The sequence below is a fragment of the Paenibacillus sp. LK1 genome (genome assembly GCF_002750415.1).
GTDB lineage: Bacteria > Bacillota > Bacilli > Paenibacillales > Paenibacillaceae > Paenibacillus > Paenibacillus taichungensis.
The window spans coordinates 86,171-107,948 of record NZ_PEII01000013.1 but is presented as its reverse complement, the minus strand read 5'-3'; the positions used below and the strand labels follow the sequence as shown (position 1 = coordinate 107,948).

The window sequence follows — 21,778 nt, the reverse complement described above, 5'->3', positions numbered from 1 at the left end:
ACCTTAAATGTGTGAATTTTTTCTCACAAATCGCTTGCACACTTGATATTTCCTCATTGTAATCTTTACACTTCAAGTCACAAAATAAAACCCTTTGCAGTCCCGTTGAACAGTATCAACGAATCCGCAAAGGGCTTTATTGACTGGGATTCCGGGAGCTCATCCAGTCTTATTATGAACGAAATAACGCTAGATTATTTAATCGGCGCCTTCGTCTTCCCGGCGTGTATGAACAAGTCCAATCGATTTGGCAATTACGTAAATAAATACACTACCCACCAAGAAACCGATACCCACCATTAATCCGAGGTTACGATCATTAAAATCATTCAGGTTAATCAGGCACATGATTACTCCCGTAATGAGGGCAACCCAAGCCAGAACTGTCATCGTTAACACTGCACGCCGCATATTTTTATCTTTGCGCTCCAATTGGCTTACCATTGCTGTCTTCGATGCCATAGTAAACACTTCCTTTTCCCTTTTTGTAAGTGCTTTCCTTATACCAATATACCACATCAGTATGATTTTTAGTCAACAAATGTTCAAATTTCTTTCGCAATTTGGACACTTTATTTGTATTTTAACTGTTGACAAGGACCAGATCACTTCTTCTTACTTCTTATAACCCAAAAACGCTCTTCTCATAACATGAAACAGCCCAGACCTTATGAAACCTTCATGAACATGTGCTCTCTTCGCTGAAATTAAATAACAAAAAAAGACGGTGCATCGGATTTCCGATGTACCGCCTTCTATCTAATTAAACACGTTTGTCCCTGCATTTAACAATTGAACTAACCTTAAATTACTTATTTAATGATAAGTTCACAACGTTACTTCCTCAACATTGAAGAGCAGCCTAAATTCGTGTTTCCACCCAATTATTTTTGATCACATTCTGATACCAATAGAAACTTTCTTTAGGTGTTCTAACCAGCGAACGGTAATCCACATGCACAAGACCAAAGCGCATACGGTATCCTTCCGCCCACTCAAAGTTATCCATCAAAGACCAAGCCATGTACCCTTTCAGATTAATGCCGTCATTGATAATCCGATGAATTTGGGCCAAATGCTGCTCATAGTATGCAATCCGGCGATCATCATTGATTTTACCGTTTTCCAAATCATCATTGATGCAAGCTCCATTTTCTGTGATGTAGACATCCACATTTCCGTACTTTTGCAAATAGTGCATGAACTCATACAGTCCGCGTGATTCCACAGGCCAGCCAATATCGGTCTTGGTAAGTCCCATATCCACCTCTTCGGATTGCAATGCACCCGCCTCTGGATTGAAACGATTGATTCCCATGGTGTAATAGTTAATGCCCAACAGATCAATGGGTTGCGAGATGATTTCCATATCGCCTTCTTGAATTGGGACGGTAGCTCCAGCTTCTGCGAACCAGTCCACCATAAATTGTGGATACGATCCTTTGTAGATCGGGTCTAGGAACCAATCGGTATTCAGTGCAATGGAACGGTCGCAGGCTGCCTGATCTTCTGGAGATTTGCTGTAAGGCTCAGCCCAGCATACATTGGGTGCAATACCAATCTGTCCTGTTGTGCCTAAGCGACGGAACGATTGAACGGCTTTACCGTGAGCAACGAGCAATCCATGAGCAACATTAATGGATGTTTGCAGGTCCTTATTTCCTGGCGCATGAATGCCAAGCAGGTTGGACAAAAACGCAATACACCATGGTTCATTGAAAGTCAGCCAGAAATTAATTTTTCCAGAAAACTCCTTGAAGATAACTTCAGCATATTTTACAAATGCATCCACCGTCCTGCGATTGCCCCAACCTCCGATATCCTCAAGTGTCTGAGGCAGGTCCCAATGATACAGTGTACAGAAAGGTTCGATTCCTGCTTCAAGCAGCTTATCCACGAATCGATGATAGAAATCCAATCCTTCCCGATTGATCTCGCCATCTCCATCAGGAATAATACGCGGCCAGGCGATGGAGAATCGGTAGGTGTTGATCCCAAGCTTTTTCATCAGCTCGATGTCTTCCTCGTAACGGTGGTAACTGTCACAAGCCACATCACCATTGTCTCCATTAAAAACTTTGCCGGGCGTACGGGCAAACGTATCCCAGATCGATACCCCGCGTCCACCTTCCTGCGCTGCCCCTTCTATTTGATAAGAAGCTGTTGCTGTTCCCCAGCGGAAATCTTGTGGGAATTGAAAAATTGTCATCGTTTACTCCTCCGTCTCATATGACACGCGGATCATCTGTCCTGCGGTCACGGTTAAAATAACTACATAATCACCCTGAGGTGTAAGCCGCGCCTTGACCTGATCGTTTCCTTCCACACGCAGTGGGCACGCACTCCGAATGGTTATCGAACCAGTGTGATCAGCCTTAATTTCGGCACTTGAGAGTCTGCCCTCTGTCCACTCGATTGCCACCGTGTATCCACCACGTGCCCGAAGTCCCTTCACACTGCCATTGGCCCAATGCACAGGCAGCGCTGGCAGCAGATGTAATTCACCCAAGTGACTTTGCAACAGCATCTCGGCAATACCGGCAGTGCCACCAAAGTTGCCATCGATCTGGAACGGCGGATGATCATCGAACAGATTAGGATGCGTGGATCGAGCCAGCAGCGTACGGACAAACTGATGTGCAAGCTTGCTATCCAGCAGCCTCGCATACAGATTGATCAACCAGGCACAGCTCCAACCTGTATGCCCGCCACCTTGTGAGATACGACGTTCAAGTGACACTCGTGCTGCTTCCACCAGTTCCGGCGTATCCAGTCGATTGATCTGCTCCCCCGGATATAGACCATACAGATGGGAGACGTGACGATGCCCCGGTTCGGATTCAGCAAAATCCTTAAACCATTCCTGCAGTTGCCCCTCGCTTCCGATCTGGAATGGATAGAGCTTGCTACGTGCCTCGCTCCACTCGTTCGCCAGTTGCTGATCCACATCCAGTTGTTTGGTTGCCTCAATGCATCGATCGAACAACTCACGAATCAATGTCATGTCCATCGTCGAAGCCATGGAGATGCTGCGAGCCTCTCCTTCCTCAGTAAGGAACTTGTTCTCCGGAGAGGTTGATGGAGCGGTAACCAGATATCCGTCTGGCCCCTCTACCAGCCAGTCCAGACAGAAGAGTGCCGCTTCCTTCATGATTGGATACGCGCGTTCCGCGAGAAACTGCTGATCACGAGTAAACAGATAATGCTCCCATAGATGTGAAGTCAACCACACGCCACCCATTGGCCAGAACGCCCAACTTGCGTCTCCGCCTGTAGGCGTGGATGTTCTCCAAATATCCACATTATGATGGGCTGTCCAGCCGCGTGCTCCGTACAAAATGCGCGCCGTCCTTCTTCCGGTATCGCTTAAATCCTCCAACAAACCAAACAGTGGCTCATGGCATTCGCTCAGATTGCATACTTCTGCCGGCCAGTAATTCATCTCCGTATTGATATTAATCGTGTAATCACTGTGCCAAGGCGGCTCCACCTGATGGTTCCAGATTCCCTGCAGATTCGCTGGCTGGCTTCCTTCACGTGAACTACCCATTAACAGATATCTGCCATACTGAAAATAGAGTGCCTCCAAGCCGGGATCATCGGCTCCAGCCTGGTAAGCTTGCAGTCGCTCATCTGTAGGTAATTCTTCGTTGGCTGATGCGCCAAGATCAATTGTTACTCTTGAAAATAAAGTTCCATGATCCATTACATGTCGCTCTCGCAGAACCTTTATGCCATGAGCCATCGCTTTAGTGATTACCTCACTGCACTCCTGATCTAGAAGCATACTATCCTTAACAGGCGTCACATCATAGCCCTCAAAAGCAGTCGCCGCTGCCAGATAAAAAACAACCTGGTCCGCTCCCTCAATATGAAGTTTCCCATCCATAACCGATATTTCGAAATTTTTTCCCGTCGCAGTTGCGGCCAATTGCACAGCATAAGCCGTTCCCCGATCTTCTTCGTAGATGACAGACTCCGGATGATCCCTGAAATAATTCGATTCAACATGACTCGGACAGCGACTGAACAAAGTAAGTGCATCGCCCGAAGCCTGAACATGATAAGGATGTGGACTGTCCAACGTAACACTTACGTTTACAGATCCCTCACGATCAGCAATGATGGTACAGATCATGAGATCATCTGGCGCACTGGCATATACTTCACGTACATAATGAATGCCTTTATATGAATACTTCGTTGTTGTAATGCCGGTGTGGAGATTCAGCTCCCGCTCAAACTCATCGTACGTATTCCCATCCAGTTCATCGTGCTGCAACTTAAAGTGGCCCATCGGCTGATAAGCTTCCACATCACGTCCCAGCATTTCGCGGTTCAGCAATTGTTCAGCTTCGCTATATTGCCCGGACATAATCAGTTCACGGGTCTGCTTCAGATACCGCTGACTGCTGTACTGAATGGTGTCGCGCGGAAATCCGGACCACAATGTATCTTCATTTAGCTGGATTTGTTCATCCGCTGCTCCACCGTACACCATACCGCCAAGGCGACCATTACCGATAGGCAACGCCTCTTCCCAGCGAGTAGCGGGCTGACGGTACCACAGACGATTTTCTTTTGTTCTCTCATTAAATGGGGACATAGATAACTCCTGTTCATGAATCAGCTATTTTTCAATCATTACTAAAACGTTTTCTATATAACTAAATAATCACTATAAATGCTGTTTTACTTGTACCTAACCCGCTTACCTATAAGGCTAAATCTTCGTTTATCTGAAAGTGCTTACAGTAAGCAAATTATATTTGATTTCGAAAATCGCGTCAATGTTAAACATCACATGGCAGCAAAAAAAGACCCTATCTCAGGGTCTTTTTTGTATCTCCGCCTATTCAATTAAAACATAAGTTATTTTACGTCTTTACCTGTCCACAGGGAAACACGATCTTTAACCCAAACGGTATACTGTTTCTCCATTTCAACTGCGCCGGCTTTGTCCAACTCAGCGAGGAAATCATCATATACTTTATCAAAGTTCGCAGTTGTTGTCAGAACAGCTTCAGGAATACGTTTGCGCACGATATCCTGTGTTTTTCGGAAAGTTACCTCATAATCTGTACCTGAAGGTACAGGCATGTTGTATGCTGCGCCCCAATCTTTCAGTTGCAACTCATCTTCAGAAGGATAAAATTCTTTCCATGTTGTAATACCATAGGCTTTCAACGTTTCTTTCTCTGCCGCCGTATAACCAGCCTGGATCTGCTCAGGGAAGTTCGTTGTGTAATAGTTATCCGTGGAATCTTTCACACCATCACCGTATCTAGCACTAAACACGCTATACATCCCGATTCCTGTTTCTTTGGTGAAGTTGGAGTTGTCATTGGTTTTACGATCCTGGATATCTTGAGGAATCACCCGTTGACCATCTTCTACATTGTAGTGTTGGCCTTCAATACCCCAGTTTCTTAACACTTGACCTTCGTCCGAAGCGAGCCAGTCCATGAATTTGATAATGCGAACCGGATCTTTGGCAGAAGTTGTGATTCCGATACCATATCCGTCAAATCCAGTTGGTTGGAATGTATGGTCCACAATGTCCTTGTTCAAAGATACAGAGAAGTGAGCATATGTGCTGTCATCTTTGCCCGCTGATTTGAGTGCATTTTCAGCTTCTTGGTAGTTCCACTCTTGGTCAATCAGACCGAGTACACGGCCACTTGCAATTTTGGATTTATATTGGTCATCCTTCTGCACAAATGTATCTTTGTCCAGCAGTCCTTCATTGTACATATGATTCAACCAGCGGAAATATTCTTTTTCCTCTGGACGTTTGTAATGGAGCGTGGCTTCATAAGTCTCAGGATCGATGTAATATTCTCCATCATCCGGTGCTCCTGTTGCCTGGAATGCCGGGTTCGTTACCGTAATCATAATCTTCCAATCATCTGCATTCAGCGTCAATGGAATAGTCGGCTGTCCATCAATTGTTGGGTGTTTTTTCACATATTCTTTCAATACATTCTCGTAATCCTCAAGTGTTTTCACTTCAGGGTATCCGAGCTCTTTCAGTACTTTTTGCTGAATTTCAAATCCTCCTGTTGCGTCAAACGCAACATTATCAACACCCATATTTGTTGGGATTGTATAAATGGCCTGATCCTCCGAACTGTATTTCAGCCGGTTCATCTGGTCCCCATATATTTTTTTCAGGTTTGGAGCATGCTCCTCAATCAGATCGGTCAGGTCAAGCATCGCGCCTGCATCCACAAGTTTAGACAAGTTACCTTTTGGAAAAACAATATCAGGGTACTCACCACTAGCAGCCATAAGCGCAATTTTTTGATCGCCACCATTGTTCACGTCATACTCAGCCTCAATTGTAACGCCTGTTTGCTTGGTAATCTCTTTACCGACTGCATCCTGCATTTTGTTCCAGGTTGGACTGGCGTCCGCACCAAAGAATGTAATGGTAACCGGTTCGGTTCCACTGGACTCGGAGGTTTCTTTGCTTCCCGAATTTCCGCAGCCAGCTGTAACCAGTATTGCACTTGCGAGCATCAACATTGCAAACGTCTTGGGTGTATTGCCTTTCATTTTGCCTCTCATTGTCTAGTCCCCCTATTATTTATGAAGGTTTTATCTGTATAACAGGCTTTAAGCCTGAGGATACCGCTCGTAAGACACATTTCTGTATGCGCTTACTAAAAATTTAATTTTGTACTCTTTTTTTCTCAAAACCTAAACTCTTAAAACTCTCTTCAAAATACGTAAAACGTTTTCGTAAAATAATTTAAAACGCTTACTGAAAGTGCTTACATTAACGATTATATGCTATCCTATCCCTTTCGTCAACAACAAAAAAGGCCCCTTTCGAGGGACCTTTTTTGCTATGAAAATGATCATATATTATGTCTTGTTTTCACTTTTATTTCACGTCTTTACCTGTCCACAGAGCTACGCGTTCTTTGATCCAAACGGTGTATTGTTTCTCCATCTCTACCGCACCAGCTTTATCTAGCTCAGCAAGGAGATCATCATAAACTTTATCGAAGTTCTCAGGTTTGGCAAGGATCGCTTCAGGAATACGTTTGCGGACAATATCCTGTGTTTTCTGGAACGCTACGTTATAATCTGTATCCGAAGGTACTGGCATATTATATGCTGCGCCCCAATCTTTCAACTTCAGATCATCTTCAGAAGGATAGAAATCTTTCCACGTTGTAATGCCATAGGCTTTCAATGTTTCCTTCTCTGCGGCAGTATAACCTGCTTGAATCTGTTCAGGGAAGTTCGTTGTGTAGTAGTTACCTGTGGAATCTTTGACACCATCGCCGTATCTAGCACTGAAGATGTTGTACATTCCGATACCTGTTTCTTTGGTGAACGCCGAGTTGTCATTGACTTTGCGATCCTGCACATCAGCAGGGATGACACGGTTGCCATTTTCAACATTGTAGTGTTGGCCTTCAATACCCCAGTTTCTCAGCACCTGACCTTCATCCGAGGCGAGCCAATCCATGAATTTGATAATACGTACAGGGTCTTTCGCAGTTGTGGAAATACCGATGCCGTATCCATCAAATCCGGTTGGTTGGAATGTATGGTCCACAATATCCTTGTTGAGGGATACAGAGAAGTGAGCGTACGTATTCTCGCCATTGTTCACTGATTTCAATGCATTCTCAGCTTCGCCATAGTTCCATTCCTGGTCAATCAGTCCCAGTACCCGACCGCTTGCGATTTTGGATTTATATTGGTCATCCTTCTGCACAAATGTATCTTTGTCCAGGATGCCTTCATTGTACATTTTGTTCAACCAGCGGAAGTATTCTTTTTCCTCTGGACGTTTATAGTGCAGCACCGCTTCATACGTTTCAGGGTTAATGTAATATTCACCGTCATCCGGTCCACCGGTTGCCTGGAAGGCTGGATTCGTTACAGTAATCATAATTTTCCAGTCATCTGCATTCAGAGTCAGCGGAATGGTCGGCTGTCCGTCAATAGTTGGATGTTTAGCATAGTATTCTTTCAGTACTTTCTCATAATCCTCAAGCGTTTTTACTTCTGGGTAGCCAAGTTCTTTCAATACCTTTTGCTGAATCTCAAATCCGCCTGTAGCGTCAAACGCAACATTATCTACACCCATGTTCGTTGGGATTGTGTAAATGGACTGATCTTCCAAACTGTATTTCAGACGGTTCATCTGGTCCCCATAGATTTTCTTCAGGTTTGGTGCATATTGATCAATCAGATCGGTCAGGTCAAGCATCGCGCCTGCATCCACAAGCTTAGACAAGTTACCTTTAGGATAGATAATATCAGGGTAATCACCGCTGGCAGCCATCAAAGGTATCTTCTGGTCGCCACCATTATTCACATCATACTCCGCTTCAATTGTAACACCTGTTTGTTTCGTAATTTCTTGGCCGACTGCGTCCTTCATATTGTTCCAGTTTGGACTTGCGTCAGCACCAAAGAACGTAAAGGTGATTGGACTGGTCGTATCACCAGTGTCCGTTGGTGTCTCAGAAGCCGTAGTTCCTCCTCCGCTACCACTGCATCCTGCTGTAATGGCAAGAGCGCTGGCTAACAGAAGCATTGCGAATGTTTTTGGTGTTTTGCCCTTCATGTGTAATCCCCCTTATGGATAAAATGAAGCTATCTATTGTAGAACAGGCTGACCTGCACATACCGTAATCGGGTGATTCTGATTGTAAAACGTTTGATTTTATAACATAAAAAGCGTTTTCTAAATGAAGTGAAAAAGACTCACTCTATCCAGTAATTTGAGGACCAATCCTTACTCCTTTTGACTGAAAAGATTCGTGTACATGCCTTGATAAATTAGTAATGAAAGTGCTTTCATATTTGAATAATAATCCCTCTAAAAGTCCTTGTCAATAGCGAATTAACAAAATTGAAAACGTTTTTCGGAAAACGTTTTAGGTATAAAAAAGAACCCTGTTTCCTGGGCCCTTTTTTCGAAAAAACTATTCTGCTAAAACGTATTACTTGCTCTCTTCACCGCTCCACAATTGAACACGGCTTTGCACCAGCTCGGTGTATTGTTTTTCCATGTCCTCTGCTCCTGCTTTGTTAAGTTCAGCAATCATACCGTCATAGATGGCATCAAATTGCTCTGGTGAACTGAGGATTGCTTCTGGGATCCGTTTACGGATAATATCCTGTGTTTTTTGGAAAATAACGTTGTAATTCGAGTCACCTGGAGTCGGCATATTGTACGCTGCTCCCCATGGTTTAACCGGGAACTCATCTTCACTTGGGAACAGATCTTTCCACGTTGTTGCGCCGTATGCTTTGAGTGTCTCTTTCTCCGCATCGGAATAGGCCGCTACAATCTGCTCAGGGAAATTCGTTGTGTAATAGTTATCGGTGGAATCTTTAACGCCATCTCCATAGTGACCAGACATATTGGTATAGAGGCCAATACCTGTTTCTTTCTGGAATACGGCAGCATTATTCGTTTTTTGGTCCTGAATATCCGCCGGAATAACACGTTTACCATCTTTCACTTCGTACTGCTTACCTTCAATCCCCCAGTTCATCAGCACTTGGCCTTCCTCAGAAGCTAGGTAATCAAAGAATTTAATTGTACGAACCGGGTCTGGATTCGATGTTGTAATCCCTACACCCCATCCAGATACAAAACCAGGGTCCTGGAAGGAATGATCCTTGATATCTTTAGACAGAGTTACCGGGAAGTGTGAATATGTCGCTTCATCTTTACCCGCTGCTTTCAATGCGTTCTCCGCATCGGAATAACCCCAATCTTGGTCAATGACACCTAGTACACGTCCACTTGCAATTTTGGATTTGTATTGATCCGTTTTCTGTACGAAGCTGTCCTGATCGAGCAGTCCTTCTGCGTACATATGGTTCAACCAACGGAAATACTCTTTCTCTTCTGGACGTTTGTAATGCAGACTTGCCTCATATGTCTCAGGATCAATATAGTACTCGCCGTCATCCGGAGCCCCTGTTGCCTGGAAGCCCGGATTCGTTACCGTAATCATGATTCTCCAGTCATCTGCGTCCAGGGATAACGGAATCGTTGGTTGACCGTCAATTGTTGGATGTTTCTCTTTGTATGCTTTCAGTACATTCTCATAATCCTGGAGTGTACGAACTTCAGGGTATCCCAGCTCTTTCAACACACGCTGCTGAATCCCAAATCCGCCACCTGCATCAAAATACTTCTGGTCTACCGCATAATACGTAGGCAGCACATAAATCCCTTGATCTTCGTTGCTATATTTCAGCCGGTCCATGTAATTACCATACAGCTTCTTCAAATTGGGAGCATATTGCTCGATCAGATCAGTCAGATCGACCATTGCCCCAGCATCCACGAGCTTGCTTAGCTCTCCTTTGGGTGACACGATATCGGGATAGTCTCCGCTCGCTGCCATTAAGGATACTTTATCCTGACCACCACTGACGGCAAACTCACCGTTAAGGGTTACTCCTGTTTTCTCTGTAAGGACCTTCCCTACTTCATCCTTCATACCGTTCCAGTTCGGACTAGGATCGACGCTAAAAAAGTCAAAAGTAATCGGAGACGTATCACCGCTAGTGTCCTTAAACGACGTTTCGCCGCTGTTTCCTCCACCGCAACCTGCGAGCAAAGACATCGCAAGCACTGGAGCCAGTGCAATCTTCATTTTGTTTCTTGCCATGATGGTAATCCTCCCGTTTCATATGTCTGTCTATCCGGGACTTTTTTGTCCCTGTCTATAGCTTCATGAATGCCACTCCGCAGCCCTATACGGTGAAGCGCAGGCCAAATGGCTGCGCTTCGGGCATTCTGATGCTTCTTTTATTATACGGCCACTCTATCTATGTGGCGGCCTGTATACACTTGCTTAAGCTTTTACTGCACCCAGTGTCATACCACCTACAAAATACTTTTGCAGGAATGGATACACAATCAGGATTGGAACCGTAACAACGATCGTGATCGCCATTTTGATGGATTCCGGTGAAATCTGTGTCATCTGCTGAGCCATATCATTGGCGTTACGTCCGGCACCTGAGCCTTGCTGTGTACTTTGCAGTACTTTCATCAGCTCGTACTGGAGCGTGGTCAGATGCGCCTTCGAACCATTATACAGGTACGTATCGAACCAAGCATTCCACTGGCCTACAGCCAAGAACAACGCGATGGTTGCAAGAACCGGTTTACAGAGCGGCAAAATGATTTTGTAGTAGATCTTAAAGTCATTCGCGCCATCCAACTTCGCAGATTCCTGCAAGGCATACGGCAAGCCGTCAATGAAGGAACGGATAATGAACACGTTAAACGCACTGATCATACCTGGCAATACATATACCCAGAACGTACCGATCAGGTTCAGGTCACGCATCAGGATGTACACCGGAATCAGACCACCGGAGAAATACATCGTGAGTGCAAGTGCAGTGGAAACAAACTTTCTCAACTTAAAGTCAGGACGACTCAGTGTAAATGCGATCATTGAGGAACTGATCAAGCCGAGCAACGTACCTACAATGGTACGTAGAATGGATACCTGCAAACCTTGCAGCAATCCATCGTATTGGAAAATCGTTTTGTAGTTTTGCAATGTGAATTCACGAGGCCACAAGTAAATTCCACCACGTACGGTATCTGTCGAGTTATTAAGTGAGATAGCCAGTACGTTCAGGAATGGATACAGTGTTACAATCAGCACCAGGGTCATCGCGAGGATGTTGAATATATCGAACAGCTTATCGCCCCGAGTAGCATTGAATGCTTTGTTCGCCATAATGTCGTCCCCTCCCTACATGATGCTTTCTTTGGTGAATTTTTTGAACAATCCGTTCGCTGTAAACAGAAGGATGATACTGACAACGGAGTTGAATATGCCTATGGCTGTCCCATACGAGAATCGTCCCATATTCAAACCATAATTGAGCGCGTATAGATCAAGTACTTCCGAGTAGTCTAGCACCAGACTGTTTTGCAGCAAAAATTGCTTCTCAAAACCGATACTGATCAAATGCCCGATAGACATGATGAACAGTACAGAGATTGTAGTCCGAATGCCTGGCAGCGTAATATGCCACATTTGTCTCCAACGGTTCGCCCCGTCTACACGGGAAGCTTCGTAAAGTTCTTGGTCAATGCCGGTAATGGCCGCCAGATAGATGATGGCATTCCAGCCGGTTTCCTTCCACATATCTGAAGCGGTTACAATGTACCAGAACAAGTTCCCCTTCGCCATGAATTGGATCGGCTGATCGATAATGTTTAGGTTTACCAAAATGTCATTGATAATCCCGCCATCGGTGGAGAGCATCTTGGTAATAATCCCTGCCACTACGACCCAGGATACAAAGTGAGGCAGATATGATACCGTTTGCACGGCGCGCTTGAAGAACATGCCTCTCATCTCATTCAAGAGAATCGCAAAGAAAATCGGCACGATAAAACCGACAACCAGTCCCATCAAGCTCATTGCAAGCGTATTTCGAAGTACCAGATAGAAGCGATCATCACTGAACAGCTCTACAAAGTGTTTAAAACCAACCCACTCTTGATCACCGAATGATCTAGCTGGTTTATAGTTTTGGAAAGCCATCGTCCATCCCCACAGTGGCAGATAGTTAAATACAAAAACCCAAGCTACGAATGGCAATGACATAAGATAGAGATACTTTTGCTGTTTCATGCTGTCCCAAATTCTATTCCGCCGTTTTTGTGTTGACGGATTGGGGTCACTGCTTTTTTTCGCGGAAGCGGATTTTTCTGTTAGCGTTTCCATCTCCGTTCCCCCTCCTCTGATTTATAAAATAATCATACCTGATAGAGCGTTTTCAAAATACCAGCTGGATTTTAGAGAAAATCATATAAAAATTAGATATACCCCTATAAAATCCGATATTATATCTATAAAATTAGTGATAATGACGCTGTCTATTATTTATTAATGAAATTAAAAGGGAAATTAATTTGAAAATGGTAACTATCGAAAACGTTTTATAGAAATCGTTTACTTATGTAAAATCAAAAAGAAAAAGGACCTCCAGGGTCCTTTCAATAGACTATAAGTTCGAAAACGTTTTTACCTAATCAGGAGAAATCCCAAAGATAAAAGGCACTACTCCCCTCCGAACATGAGCTACTCCCGTTCCGGCTCTCCTGAAGAATCCTTCGACTGTGATCTCGCAAGCTCTCTTGCTTGTTTGTAAGCGGAGGGTGATTCCCCTACATACTTCTTGAATTTGCCGTGGAAGTAATCCACGTTGGCATACCCCACTCTCGCGGCAACCTGGTGCACCTTTAAGCCTTCATCGAGCAGTTCCTTTGCCTTCTCCATTCGAACCTTATCGAGAAATGCATTGAAATATTCCCCGGTATGATTTTTGAATAACTTGCCCAGATAACTGCTATTGTAGTTAAATACCTCTGCTAGAACCTCAAGCTTGAGATTTTCGCCCGGATTACGTCGGATAAATTCAATCATCTGTTTCAGTACTGTATCTTTGCTGCCTCCACCCATGCGTTGAATAAGCCGATTGAGGTGTTCAGCAGCCATCACTTTGAGATCCAGTAACGTTAATTGATGATAAACCTCCGTAATGAGAACGGAATGCTCTTGCATAAGGGATTGCATATGCTGATTGGTTGCTGCAAGTTTGTTAATCGCCAATGAAAAGACTTGGGAGAACGCCGTCTTAATCGCCTGTTCTGTCTGGTGATGTGGAATCAGTCGTTCCTCCATCTCCGTCAGCACACGCATCACGGACTCGCTACTTCGAATGTCGAGCGCATAATACAGCTTGTCCGCCAGCTCCGCTTCATCCGGTTCACCGCTTTCTTCCTCATTGACAACAATGGATGCAGAAGAAATCTTGCTCTTTTCGTCTTCGTTCCATAACATAATACGTTGTTCCGCGAACAGGAAACGTCCGCCCAATATGCTGTTGGCCTGATTATAGGAATGGGCGATGTCTGCTGTGGAGTCTACTGGTTGACCTGCTGCCGCGTACATGAGAATATTCCACTCTCCCAGCAGCCCTTCCAACTCATCATATAAACGCTGGGCAGATTGTACAGTCAAAATAGGCTCTTTACATAACAGTCCCAGTCCGGAATGGAACGAAAACACAATGCCCCGATCTTTCTGGTCAAAAGTTTCCGCCAGTCTGCGTTTCACCACACTACCACGCTGTAAATCAGGTTCGGCATGCATCTCCAGCAGCACGACCTGATACTGCGACCAGTTCAACCCTAGAGCATTTGCTTCCATCGTTTCTGTACCTTCCAGACTATCAAAAAGCAATGCTTCAATCTGATGCTCCCGGTAGACCGTATCCTCACCAGCATGGCGGGCCAGTGTCTCACGTTCCCGTGTCAGCATCACAGAGATCCGCTCCAGCTCACTGATAATCTCCTCTTCATCCACCGGCTTGAGCAGATATCCATCCACGCCAAAACTAATGGCTTTCTTGGCATAATCAAAATCGGCGTACCCACTCAGGATTAGAAAGTGCGAACTCGGATGGTGCTGCCGCACTTCCTCAATGACATCCAGTCCGGTCATGCCGGGCATGCGTATATCAATGATCGTTAGGTCCGGTTCCAACTCTTCGAAACGGGTAATAGCCTCACGCCCGCTCGCAGCTGTAGCAATTACCTGAAAGCCGTATTTTTCCCAATCAATGATCGTTGTCAGTCCTTCACGTATGCTCGGTTCATCATCTACTAATAACACTTTATACATGCTGGTCTCCTCCTGCTGGCAAGGTGAAAGAAACCTCTGTTCCTTTCCCGTATACACTTTTAATCTGCAACCCGTATGGCTCTCCATAGGTCAACGTTAAACGTTGATGTACGTTACGCATGCCAATCCGGCTCTTCTCCTGTTCTTCCGGTCCACAGATGAACTGCATCACTTCAGCCAGACGCTCCGGCGTAATGCCTGCTCCATCATCATCGACACACACCTGAACAACATCCTCCACCAAACGAATATTTATATTCACACGGACCGTACCCTCTTTATTTTCCAAACCATGCACAATCGCATTCTCAACCAGAGGCTGAATAATCAAAGGAGGGATGTATATCTTCTCTACCTCCGGATCGATATGGATCTGGAAAGCAAGACGGTCACCGTAACGGAATTTTTGAATTTCCAGATAAGAACGTACCATCTCCAGCTCGGCTCTGAACGTAGTTTTGCCGCTGCCAATCTCAAGGCTCTTGCGCATCAGTTTGCCTAGCAGCCTAACAATATTGGCAATCTCCGCCTCACCTTTGATATGGGCTTTCATGCGGATCGACTCCAGTGCATTAAACAAAAAATGAGGATTGATCTGGCTGGCCATCATTTTCAGTTTAATCTCTTTCTGCGCGATTTCCAATTGATTGTTCTGTTCCGTTGCCTCTACCACTTGAGTCATCAGTTCATTAATGCTCTTCACCATGTAATTGAACTGCCTGGACAGTTGCCCGATCTCATCATTTCCATCAATGCGGGAAGTAACGTTAAGATCGCCCAGCGCGAGCTTATTCAGGTGTTTGCTAAGGCGTAACAATCGGTTCGATGTGAGAAATGAAATGATATATACAAGCAACAATGCAATGACCAACACTAACGTAATAAAGAGCATACCGATCATGCTAATGGTATTCGCGTCTTTGACAATATTTTTGGTGGCAAAAACGGAAATGATCTTCAGGCTATTCATGCTCGATCCAGGACTGATCTCATCAATGATAATGTTGGACGGCTCGCCCTGAAAATCAGCTTCAATTGTACCTTTGGCCTGGTTTTGCAGATCTACACCAAAATCTAGCTCGTCCAGCGTCTTGCCTACAAGCTCGGTATTCTTGGCAGCAACCACATAACCCTGTTCGTCCGTAATCAACGTCTCGAACGGTTCCTGACGTAACAATCCATTCAGCTCATCCTGATTGATTACAATCATCAGTACACCCTCGGTCCGATATTCGGCAAAAGGCACTTTACGTACCAGACTAAGCTTGTGCACCGGATTATCTCCCTTGTCAGGAATGTAGAACCAACCGATGCTCGTCGTTTGCAGTGCTTTCTGGTACCAGTAGCTCTCCTCGGTCTGCTTGTCCACCGGAATGAACTCCAGATTGTTGATCAGCGTCGGATTGGTCGAGTAAAACCGGATGCCCGCAACCTCACGGTACAGACGCTTGTATTCCTGAAAATCTTTGTATGCGAGGTACGCCGATGTCAGCTCCACAACGCTTTCGTACCGTTTGTTCACAATTTCCTTCAATTCATTGTTGAACATCAGAATGTTGGAAATATCTGTGGGTACACGCAGCAGTGTTGCGGTCTGACTCTTGACCTTCTCCACGTTGTTGATCGTCTGTCCTATTGCATTGTCCAGCGCTTGCTTACGAAAGTATCCGGTTACAGCAAGTCCAATAATCAGTACTGGAATCATGACGACAAGTACATAGGATATGAGCAATTTATGCTTTAATTTAAGATTGTTGGATGTTTGAATGAGCCTTCTAAACATATCTGCACCTTCCGTCGCTTATAAGCGCTTACATATAAAGGTCAGTACATATTGCGCCTGCCCTTCCAATTCATCATACCACATAACAGCAAAAGCCCTGCAAGAGGGCTTCAAAAAAAGGCACTCCCATACCTGGAAGCGCCTCTTCAGTATATACTTTTATATAAATTAACTAGGAGTTACCCATGTACCATTATGGACGTGGTGTGTCTACCCCATTCAGAATTAGCTTGGGATGAATATCTGCGCTAAGTGAAGCGGAAACTGCACAATACTTTTCTTCAGCCATTTGGATGGCTTTCCAGATCCGGTAATCCGGGATATCACCGTCTACCTTGAAGATCAGGTCAATGGCCGTAAAACCTTTCGGCATACCTTCACTGCGTGTACCCTGTGCTTCAATCTCAATGCCTGTAATTTTGTCCAGGAAAGCATCCAGAATCATCGTGATATCGATCCCCATACAACCTCCGAGACCTGCCAGTAACAATTCCATGGGTGTAGCACCCTTGCTGTCACCACCATAAGCTGCTGTGGCATCCATGCCAACTGCGTAGCCAGAGGGTCCTTCGGAAGTAAACGCGCGTTTGCCTTTCCATACCGTTGTTACATTCATGATGTTATCCTTCTTTCTTAGAATTCAGTAATTTGCTGCAAGAAACGACGTGTCCGCTCTTGGGTCGGGTGTTCAAAAAAGGCCTGTGGACTTGCTTCTTCCACAATCGATCCATCCGCCATAAAGACAATTTTGTTAGCCACATTCCGGGCAAACTTCAACTCATGTGTAACGACCAGCATCGTCATGCCTTCCTGTGCCAACTCCTTCATAACGGAGAGCACTTCGCCCACCAGTTCAGGATCAAGGGCTGAGGTAGGCTCGTCAAACAGCATCACTTCAGGCTCCATGGCCAGTGCGCGGGCAATGGCTACGCGCTGTTGCTGTCCACCAGACAAACGGGATGGATATGCATCCTGCTTGTCCGATAGGCCTACTCGATCCAGCAGAATCCGGCCACGTTCGGCCGCTTCGTCCCGCTTGATTTTTTTCACAGTCACGAGCCCTTCCATCACATTGCCAAGCACCGTCTTGTGCGGATACAGATTGAACTGCTGGAATACCATGCCAGTCTGCCGACGGATTTCAAGTACCCGTGCCCGCTGGATTCGCTGCGAGTCGGTACTGTCTACTACAACACCATTTACTTCAATCTTGCCGCCAGAGAGTTCCTCCAAGCCGTTCAGACAGCGCAGCAGCGTACTTTTGCCTGATCCACTGGGTCCCAGCAGAACAACAATATCTTTCGCATCGACATGCAGATCTATATTTGTGAGAACTTCATTTTCCCCAAAACGTTTGGTCAATCCTGTAGTTGTAATCACCGGTTCTCCCCTCCTATCAGTAAGCCCGGGCCAGCCGGCGCTCCACTTGTTCCAGAATGGCCGAGAATCCGATACTCATGATCCAATAGATCACGCCAATCGCCAGATAAAACGGCATATTAACGTAATATTGCGCGACCAGTAGCTGTGCCGAGCGAAGCAACTCCGTAACCCCAAGGGCTGCCACAAGTGATGTTTCTTTCAGCATGCCGATAAACGTATTGCCCATTGGAGGGATCGCGATACGCACCGCTTGGGGGAATATAATCCTTCTCATCGTTTGAGCCGGTGTCATGCCTGTAGCATATGCGGCCTCCGTCTGCCCTTTTGGTACAGCTTGAATTGCTCCGCGGAACGTTTCGGACAGAAATGCACCCGCATTAAGACTAAGCCCTAGACAAGCTGCCGTTAGGGAGCCTAAAGTTACGCCATAATCAACCAACCCAAAATAAATAACGAATAATTGCACCAGCAGCGGGGTTCCCCGCATGATGGATACATAAAACCTTGCGATCAACCTAAGCCACATAGGCCCCTTCAGACGAGCGATAGCGACTAGTACTCCGATAATAAAGGCAAAAAACATGGAGATCACAGTTACATACAGCGTATAGTAAGCCCCCTTCAGAAAGAAGGGGATATTCTCAAATACCAGTTCCATAGATCAAACTTCCCTTCGCCTTGCAGGTTCATTATTGCGCAGGCTCTTCACCAAACCATTTTTTGAAGATGGTATTATACGTACCATCATCTTTCATGCTTTTGAGAGCGTCATTCAGTGCTGCTACGAGTTCTGGATTGTCTTTGCGCACAGCAATACCTGCCTGATCACTCTTGATAGGTTCACCTACGGCTTTGATGTTGAAGCCGTTAGCATCTACAATCGGTTTCAGCGCGTACAGGTTGTTGATCGTTGCATCGATCCGTCCAGCGTCCAGATCTTTCAATGATGTGATAACATCGTCATAGGTCTTGATAGTGAAATTGCCGACTTTAGGTAGCACTTCGTTACGCAGATAAGTTTCATCATTGGTACCGAGGCCTACACCAATCGTTTTACCTTTGAAATCTTCCAGCTTGGTAATGTCATTTTTATCACTTTTGACAATGATTTTCACATCGTTCGTGATATAAGGATCACTGAAATCCAGTACTTTCTTACGATCATCAGTAATGGTCATCTGACTGATAATGGCATCCAGCTTTTTGGCTTGCAGACTTGGTGTCAGGCCGGAGAACTCCTGGGATACAAATTCCACCTTAACTCCAAGACGCTTCGCAACCTCACGTGCGATATCTGCATCGTAGCCGTCCATTTCTTTCTTATCGTTCAGGAAGTTGTATGGAGCGTACGTGCCCATCATGCCCACTTTGATGACGCCAGCAGACTTGATCTGCTCCAGTTCATTGTTCGCCTGTGCTCCATTGCTGCTTCCATTGTCCGTAGCTTTACTGCCACAAGCGCTGAGCACCAGCACCGTCATTAGCAGCAGGGCTGTTAAAGTCCAGCCTTTGCGAGATTTCATTCCATATGTTTTATTCATGTCATTAACTTCCTCTCATCCATGTAGTCATGTCTTGTTGAAACTTCTTTTTCCTGTCTTCCTAAACCGCAGTTGTACCCATTATTCCCTGCTGCTGGCTTAATCATGTGAATAATTAATCCAGTTGTTGAAAATAAAGCTCCAGGGCCAACACACCTTTATGTGCCGAGCAGTCCGTAAAATTCAAAGCTTGCCGCCTCCGCAGCTAATGTCGTTGCTGACATTGATGAGAACTCGCTGTGAAGCTGCTCCGAACCAAACAGCCAGCGCGTAATCATGCCTTCAATCATGCTAACCAGAAGCGCAGCACGGAGCGGTACATTCATGGAATCCGGCAGCATGCCCAGCTCAATGGCCCGCTGCATGTTGTGGCGAAACGCCTCTTCCACTGCCCCCCGTGTCTCCTCGACCAGACGGCGTACCGAATCCTCCGACACGATACCTTTAAGCAACAACTCCATAAAATAACGATTGTCCTCTGCAAAGGAGAATAAGTCGGTAAACAGTCGTTCCGAAGCTCTTACCATATCCTCAACCGATCCGGCATCCTTGCGGTAGCCTTGTCCAATCGCTTCAAGCAACTTCTCCCTGCCGGTTAACACAATCTCCGAGGCAATGGCCTCCTTACTTTTGAAGTGCCAGTAAAAAGTGCCTTGCGCGACGCCCGCTTCCCGGACGATATCGGAAATTTTCGTCTGATGGTAGCCCTGGGTCGCAAAACGTTCCATCGCTATGCGTATAATTTGGTCCCGGCGTTCTTCTCCGGGTTCCAAATGATTGTTTTTAGACATTTGCCTATCCTCCCGATTGATCAGTCAGTCAGTTAATGTATATCCTATTGGATAACTAGGTTTTTGTCAATATGGTTTTAAACAATTCATTACGAGCATAAGTTGAAGTTGAGCGCATTTGTGATCATAATAGATGATAGCCTTGTTCTAATGAGCGGGCATTGTCACGCAGGACAGCCTATATGCTGTCATCTGCATTTCAAGGAGGAAGAGAATTGGACTTTATATCATCGATTATTATGGGCATCATCGAAGGTTTGACTGAGTTTTTGCCCGTGTCCTCGACCGGACACATGATTCTGACTGCCCACTTGCTGGGATTATCGGAGGACAACGAGTCAGTCAAAACGTTTGAGGTGGTTGTGCAACTCGGAGCTGTACTAGCTGTCGTTGTGCTGTACTGGAACAAATTCATTGATATGTTCCGCTTCACCGGAGGCAAAAGGAGTTACACCTCCCGCCTGAACCTCATACATATCTTTTTGGCGATGGTTCCAGCCGTGGTCATTGGACTTGTATTCCGGGATTGGATCAAGGCGCATCTGTTTGGAGCACAAACGGTGCTGTACAGTCTTGTTATTGGTGGTATTCTGATGATTGTCGCTGAACGTTGGAGCCACCGCAGCGAACGCATTACAACCCATGATGTAGACGATATTACGTATAAACAGGCATTTGTAGTGGGTCTTTTTCAGATTCTCGCATTATGGCCAGGCTTCTCCCGTTCCGGTTCGACGATCTCGGGCGGTCTGTTCGCAGGGGTAAGCCGGGTTGCTGCAGCAGAATTTACATTCCTGGTCTCTGTGCCGATTATGATTGGAGCCACAGGATATGATCTATACAAAAGTATCGATCATCTAAATACCAGCGATTTCCCGATCTTCGCGATTGGATTCATTGCCGCATTTATCGTAGCCATGCTTGCCATTAAGACGTTCCTATCTATTTTGAAAAAACTGAGTCTGACCGTCTTTGCAGTCTATCGCTTCGTGCTGGCAGCCGTATTCTTTATCATTTTAATGATGTAACCCTATCTTCAAGTCCTGTAACAATAAAGCCAATGGCAACCTGTTCCCTTCGGAACTAGGCTGCCATTTTTAATTTGCACAACCTCATCAACAAACGATTTCATTTGTGAACCACACCTACCCCCTCATCCAGATAACATAAACACCCCCTATCAGCGATAGGAGGCGTTCCATATAACTACTGCGATCTAAACGAACTGATTATGGTTATACCTTGGACTCCAAAGTCTGCAGGTACTCCGAGATTTGAGCAGGCGTTTTTGCCCATTTGCTGTGCAGATGTGCAATTTTCTTGCCGTTCTGGAATACGAGCAGGCTTGGAATACCGCGTACACCGTTCTCTTCGGCAAACGGCAGGAACTCTTCTGCATCGAGAGCATAGAAGGTTTTATCCGCATGCTGGTCGATAACGTCCCCGATAAAGCGATCCAGGTTTTTGCAATCCGGACACCAGGTTGTATCAAATTTAATGACGGTCAGCCCGTCAGAATTGATTGTATCGCGATATTGTTGTTCACTTTGAATTCTTTCCATATGTCTT

The 21,778-nt window shown here is 45.4% G+C and carries 17 protein-coding genes; 1 reads left to right on the top strand and 16 read right to left on the bottom strand.

The features are described from left to right. Positions 1-198: 198 nt before the first annotated feature. The 15 genes from CS562_RS25490 to CS562_RS25420 form a co-directional block, all read right to left on the bottom strand. Complete coding sequence (locus CS562_RS25490) at positions 199-462, bottom strand: hypothetical protein (protein WP_076291222.1); 264 nt, start codon at positions 460-462, stop codon at positions 199-201. A gap of 400 nt (positions 463-862) precedes the next feature. Beyond that, the gene (locus CS562_RS25485; RefSeq protein WP_076291221.1) at positions 863-2,209 is read right to left on the bottom strand and encodes a GH1 family beta-glucosidase; all 1,347 of its coding nucleotides are present in this window, start codon (positions 2,207-2,209) and stop codon (positions 863-865) included. 3 nt (positions 2,210-2,212) lie between these two features. Then, complete coding sequence (locus CS562_RS25480; RefSeq protein ID WP_099858551.1) at positions 2,213-4,606, bottom strand: glycoside hydrolase family 95 protein; 2,394 nt, start codon at positions 4,604-4,606, stop codon at positions 2,213-2,215. 266 nt (positions 4,607-4,872) lie between these two features. Continuing rightward, positions 4,873-6,570 carry an ABC transporter substrate-binding protein gene (locus CS562_RS25475; RefSeq protein WP_373561762.1) on the bottom strand — a complete coding sequence of 566 codons (1,698 nt, stop codon included), beginning with the start codon at positions 6,568-6,570 and terminating at the stop codon, positions 4,873-4,875. Positions 6,571-6,889: 319 nt separating this feature from the next. Next, positions 6,890-8,593, bottom strand: a complete 1,704-nt coding sequence (locus CS562_RS25470; RefSeq protein WP_076291219.1) for an ABC transporter substrate-binding protein — start codon at positions 8,591-8,593, stop codon at positions 6,890-6,892. Positions 8,594-8,972: 379 nt separating this feature from the next. Beyond that, a complete protein-coding gene (locus CS562_RS25465) occupies positions 8,973-10,661 on the bottom strand; it encodes an ABC transporter substrate-binding protein (RefSeq protein WP_099858550.1) in 1,689 nt (562 codons plus the stop codon). 186 nt (positions 10,662-10,847) lie between these two features. Next, positions 10,848-11,750, bottom strand: a complete 903-nt coding sequence (locus CS562_RS25460) for a carbohydrate ABC transporter permease (protein ID WP_099858549.1) — start codon at positions 11,748-11,750, stop codon at positions 10,848-10,850. Positions 11,751-11,765: 15 nt separating this feature from the next. Beyond that, entirely contained in the window at positions 11,766-12,749 is a 984-nt protein-coding gene (locus CS562_RS25455; protein WP_076291216.1) for an ABC transporter permease, read from the bottom strand. A 357-nt stretch (positions 12,750-13,106) separates the two neighbouring features. Further along, positions 13,107-14,711 carry a response regulator transcription factor gene (locus CS562_RS25450; RefSeq protein WP_099858548.1) on the bottom strand — a complete coding sequence of 535 codons (1,605 nt, stop codon included), beginning with the start codon at positions 14,709-14,711 and terminating at the stop codon, positions 13,107-13,109. After that, positions 14,704-16,494 carry a sensor histidine kinase gene (locus CS562_RS25445; protein WP_076291214.1) on the bottom strand — a complete coding sequence of 597 codons (1,791 nt, stop codon included), beginning with the start codon at positions 16,492-16,494 and terminating at the stop codon, positions 14,704-14,706. Before CS562_RS25445 ends, CS562_RS25450 begins: the two co-directional genes overlap by 8 nt. A gap of 193 nt (positions 16,495-16,687) precedes the next feature. Next, on the bottom strand, positions 16,688-17,110 hold the full coding sequence (locus tag CS562_RS25440) for an OsmC family protein (RefSeq protein WP_053780142.1): 423 nt from the start codon (positions 17,108-17,110) through the stop codon (positions 16,688-16,690). Between the two features lie 17 nt (positions 17,111-17,127). Further along, a complete protein-coding gene (locus CS562_RS25435) occupies positions 17,128-17,874 on the bottom strand; it encodes an amino acid ABC transporter ATP-binding protein (protein ID WP_076291213.1) in 747 nt (248 codons plus the stop codon). 16 nt (positions 17,875-17,890) lie between these two features. Continuing rightward, positions 17,891-18,535 (bottom strand): amino acid ABC transporter permease, encoded by a 645-nt coding sequence (locus tag CS562_RS25430; protein WP_076291212.1) that lies wholly within the window; start codon positions 18,533-18,535, stop codon positions 17,891-17,893. Positions 18,536-18,566: 31 nt separating this feature from the next. Further along, positions 18,567-19,400 (bottom strand): substrate-binding periplasmic protein, encoded by an 834-nt coding sequence (locus tag CS562_RS25425; RefSeq protein ID WP_076291291.1) that lies wholly within the window; start codon positions 19,398-19,400, stop codon positions 18,567-18,569. A 176-nt stretch (positions 19,401-19,576) separates the two neighbouring features. Then, positions 19,577-20,209 carry a TetR/AcrR family transcriptional regulator gene (locus CS562_RS25420; RefSeq protein ID WP_099858547.1) on the bottom strand — a complete coding sequence of 211 codons (633 nt, stop codon included), beginning with the start codon at positions 20,207-20,209 and terminating at the stop codon, positions 19,577-19,579. A 239-nt stretch (positions 20,210-20,448) separates the two neighbouring features. On the opposite strand from CS562_RS25420, the gene CS562_RS25415 reads away from it, so the two are divergent. Continuing rightward, entirely contained in the window at positions 20,449-21,237 is a 789-nt protein-coding gene (locus CS562_RS25415; RefSeq protein WP_064641143.1) for an undecaprenyl-diphosphate phosphatase, read from the top strand. A gap of 207 nt (positions 21,238-21,444) precedes the next feature. On the opposite strand, the gene CS562_RS25410 is transcribed toward CS562_RS25415, so the two are convergent. Next, a complete protein-coding gene (locus CS562_RS25410; RefSeq protein WP_024631432.1) occupies positions 21,445-21,771 on the bottom strand; it encodes a thioredoxin family protein in 327 nt (108 codons plus the stop codon). Positions 21,772-21,778 lie beyond the last annotated feature (7 nt).

Bases quoted from the DNA above. Each gene is read 5' to 3' on its own strand.
- CS562_RS25415 (WP_064641143.1), top strand. From the start codon at position 20,449: ATGGGCATCATCGAAGGTTTGACTGAGTTTTTGCCCGTGTCCTCGACC.
- CS562_RS25475 (WP_373561762.1), bottom strand. From the start codon at position 6,570: ATGAGAGGCAAAATGAAAGGCAATACACCCAAGACGTTTGCAATGTTG.
- CS562_RS25430 (WP_076291212.1), bottom strand. From the start codon at position 18,535: ATGGAACTGGTATTTGAGAATATCCCCTTCTTTCTGAAGGGGGCTTAC.
- CS562_RS25470 (WP_076291219.1), bottom strand. From the start codon at position 8,593: ATGAAGGGCAAAACACCAAAAACATTCGCAATGCTTCTGTTAGCCAGC.
- CS562_RS25460 (WP_099858549.1), bottom strand. From the start codon at position 11,750: ATGGCGAACAAAGCATTCAATGCTACTCGGGGCGATAAGCTGTTCGAT.
- CS562_RS25425 (WP_076291291.1), bottom strand. From the start codon at position 19,400: ATGAAATCTCGCAAAGGCTGGACTTTAACAGCCCTGCTGCTAATGACG.
- CS562_RS25440 (WP_053780142.1), bottom strand. From the start codon at position 17,110: ATGAATGTAACAACGGTATGGAAAGGCAAACGCGCGTTTACTTCCGAA.
- CS562_RS25465 (WP_099858550.1), bottom strand. From the start codon at position 10,661: ATGGCAAGAAACAAAATGAAGATTGCACTGGCTCCAGTGCTTGCGATG.
- CS562_RS25420 (WP_099858547.1), bottom strand. From the start codon at position 20,209: ATGTCTAAAAACAATCATTTGGAACCCGGAGAAGAACGCCGGGACCAA.
- CS562_RS25490 (WP_076291222.1), bottom strand. From the start codon at position 462: ATGGCATCGAAGACAGCAATGGTAAGCCAATTGGAGCGCAAAGATAAA.
- CS562_RS25450 (WP_099858548.1), bottom strand. From the start codon at position 14,711: ATGTATAAAGTGTTATTAGTAGATGATGAACCGAGCATACGTGAAGGA.
- CS562_RS25485 (WP_076291221.1), bottom strand. From the start codon at position 2,209: ATGACAATTTTTCAATTCCCACAAGATTTCCGCTGGGGAACAGCAACA.
- CS562_RS25455 (WP_076291216.1), bottom strand. From the start codon at position 12,749: ATGGAAACGCTAACAGAAAAATCCGCTTCCGCGAAAAAAAGCAGTGAC.
- CS562_RS25410 (WP_024631432.1), bottom strand. From the start codon at position 21,771: ATGGAAAGAATTCAAAGTGAACAACAATATCGCGATACAATCAATTCT.
- CS562_RS25445 (WP_076291214.1), bottom strand. From the start codon at position 16,494: ATGTTTAGAAGGCTCATTCAAACATCCAACAATCTTAAATTAAAGCAT.
- CS562_RS25480 (WP_099858551.1), bottom strand. From the start codon at position 4,606: ATGTCCCCATTTAATGAGAGAACAAAAGAAAATCGTCTGTGGTACCGT.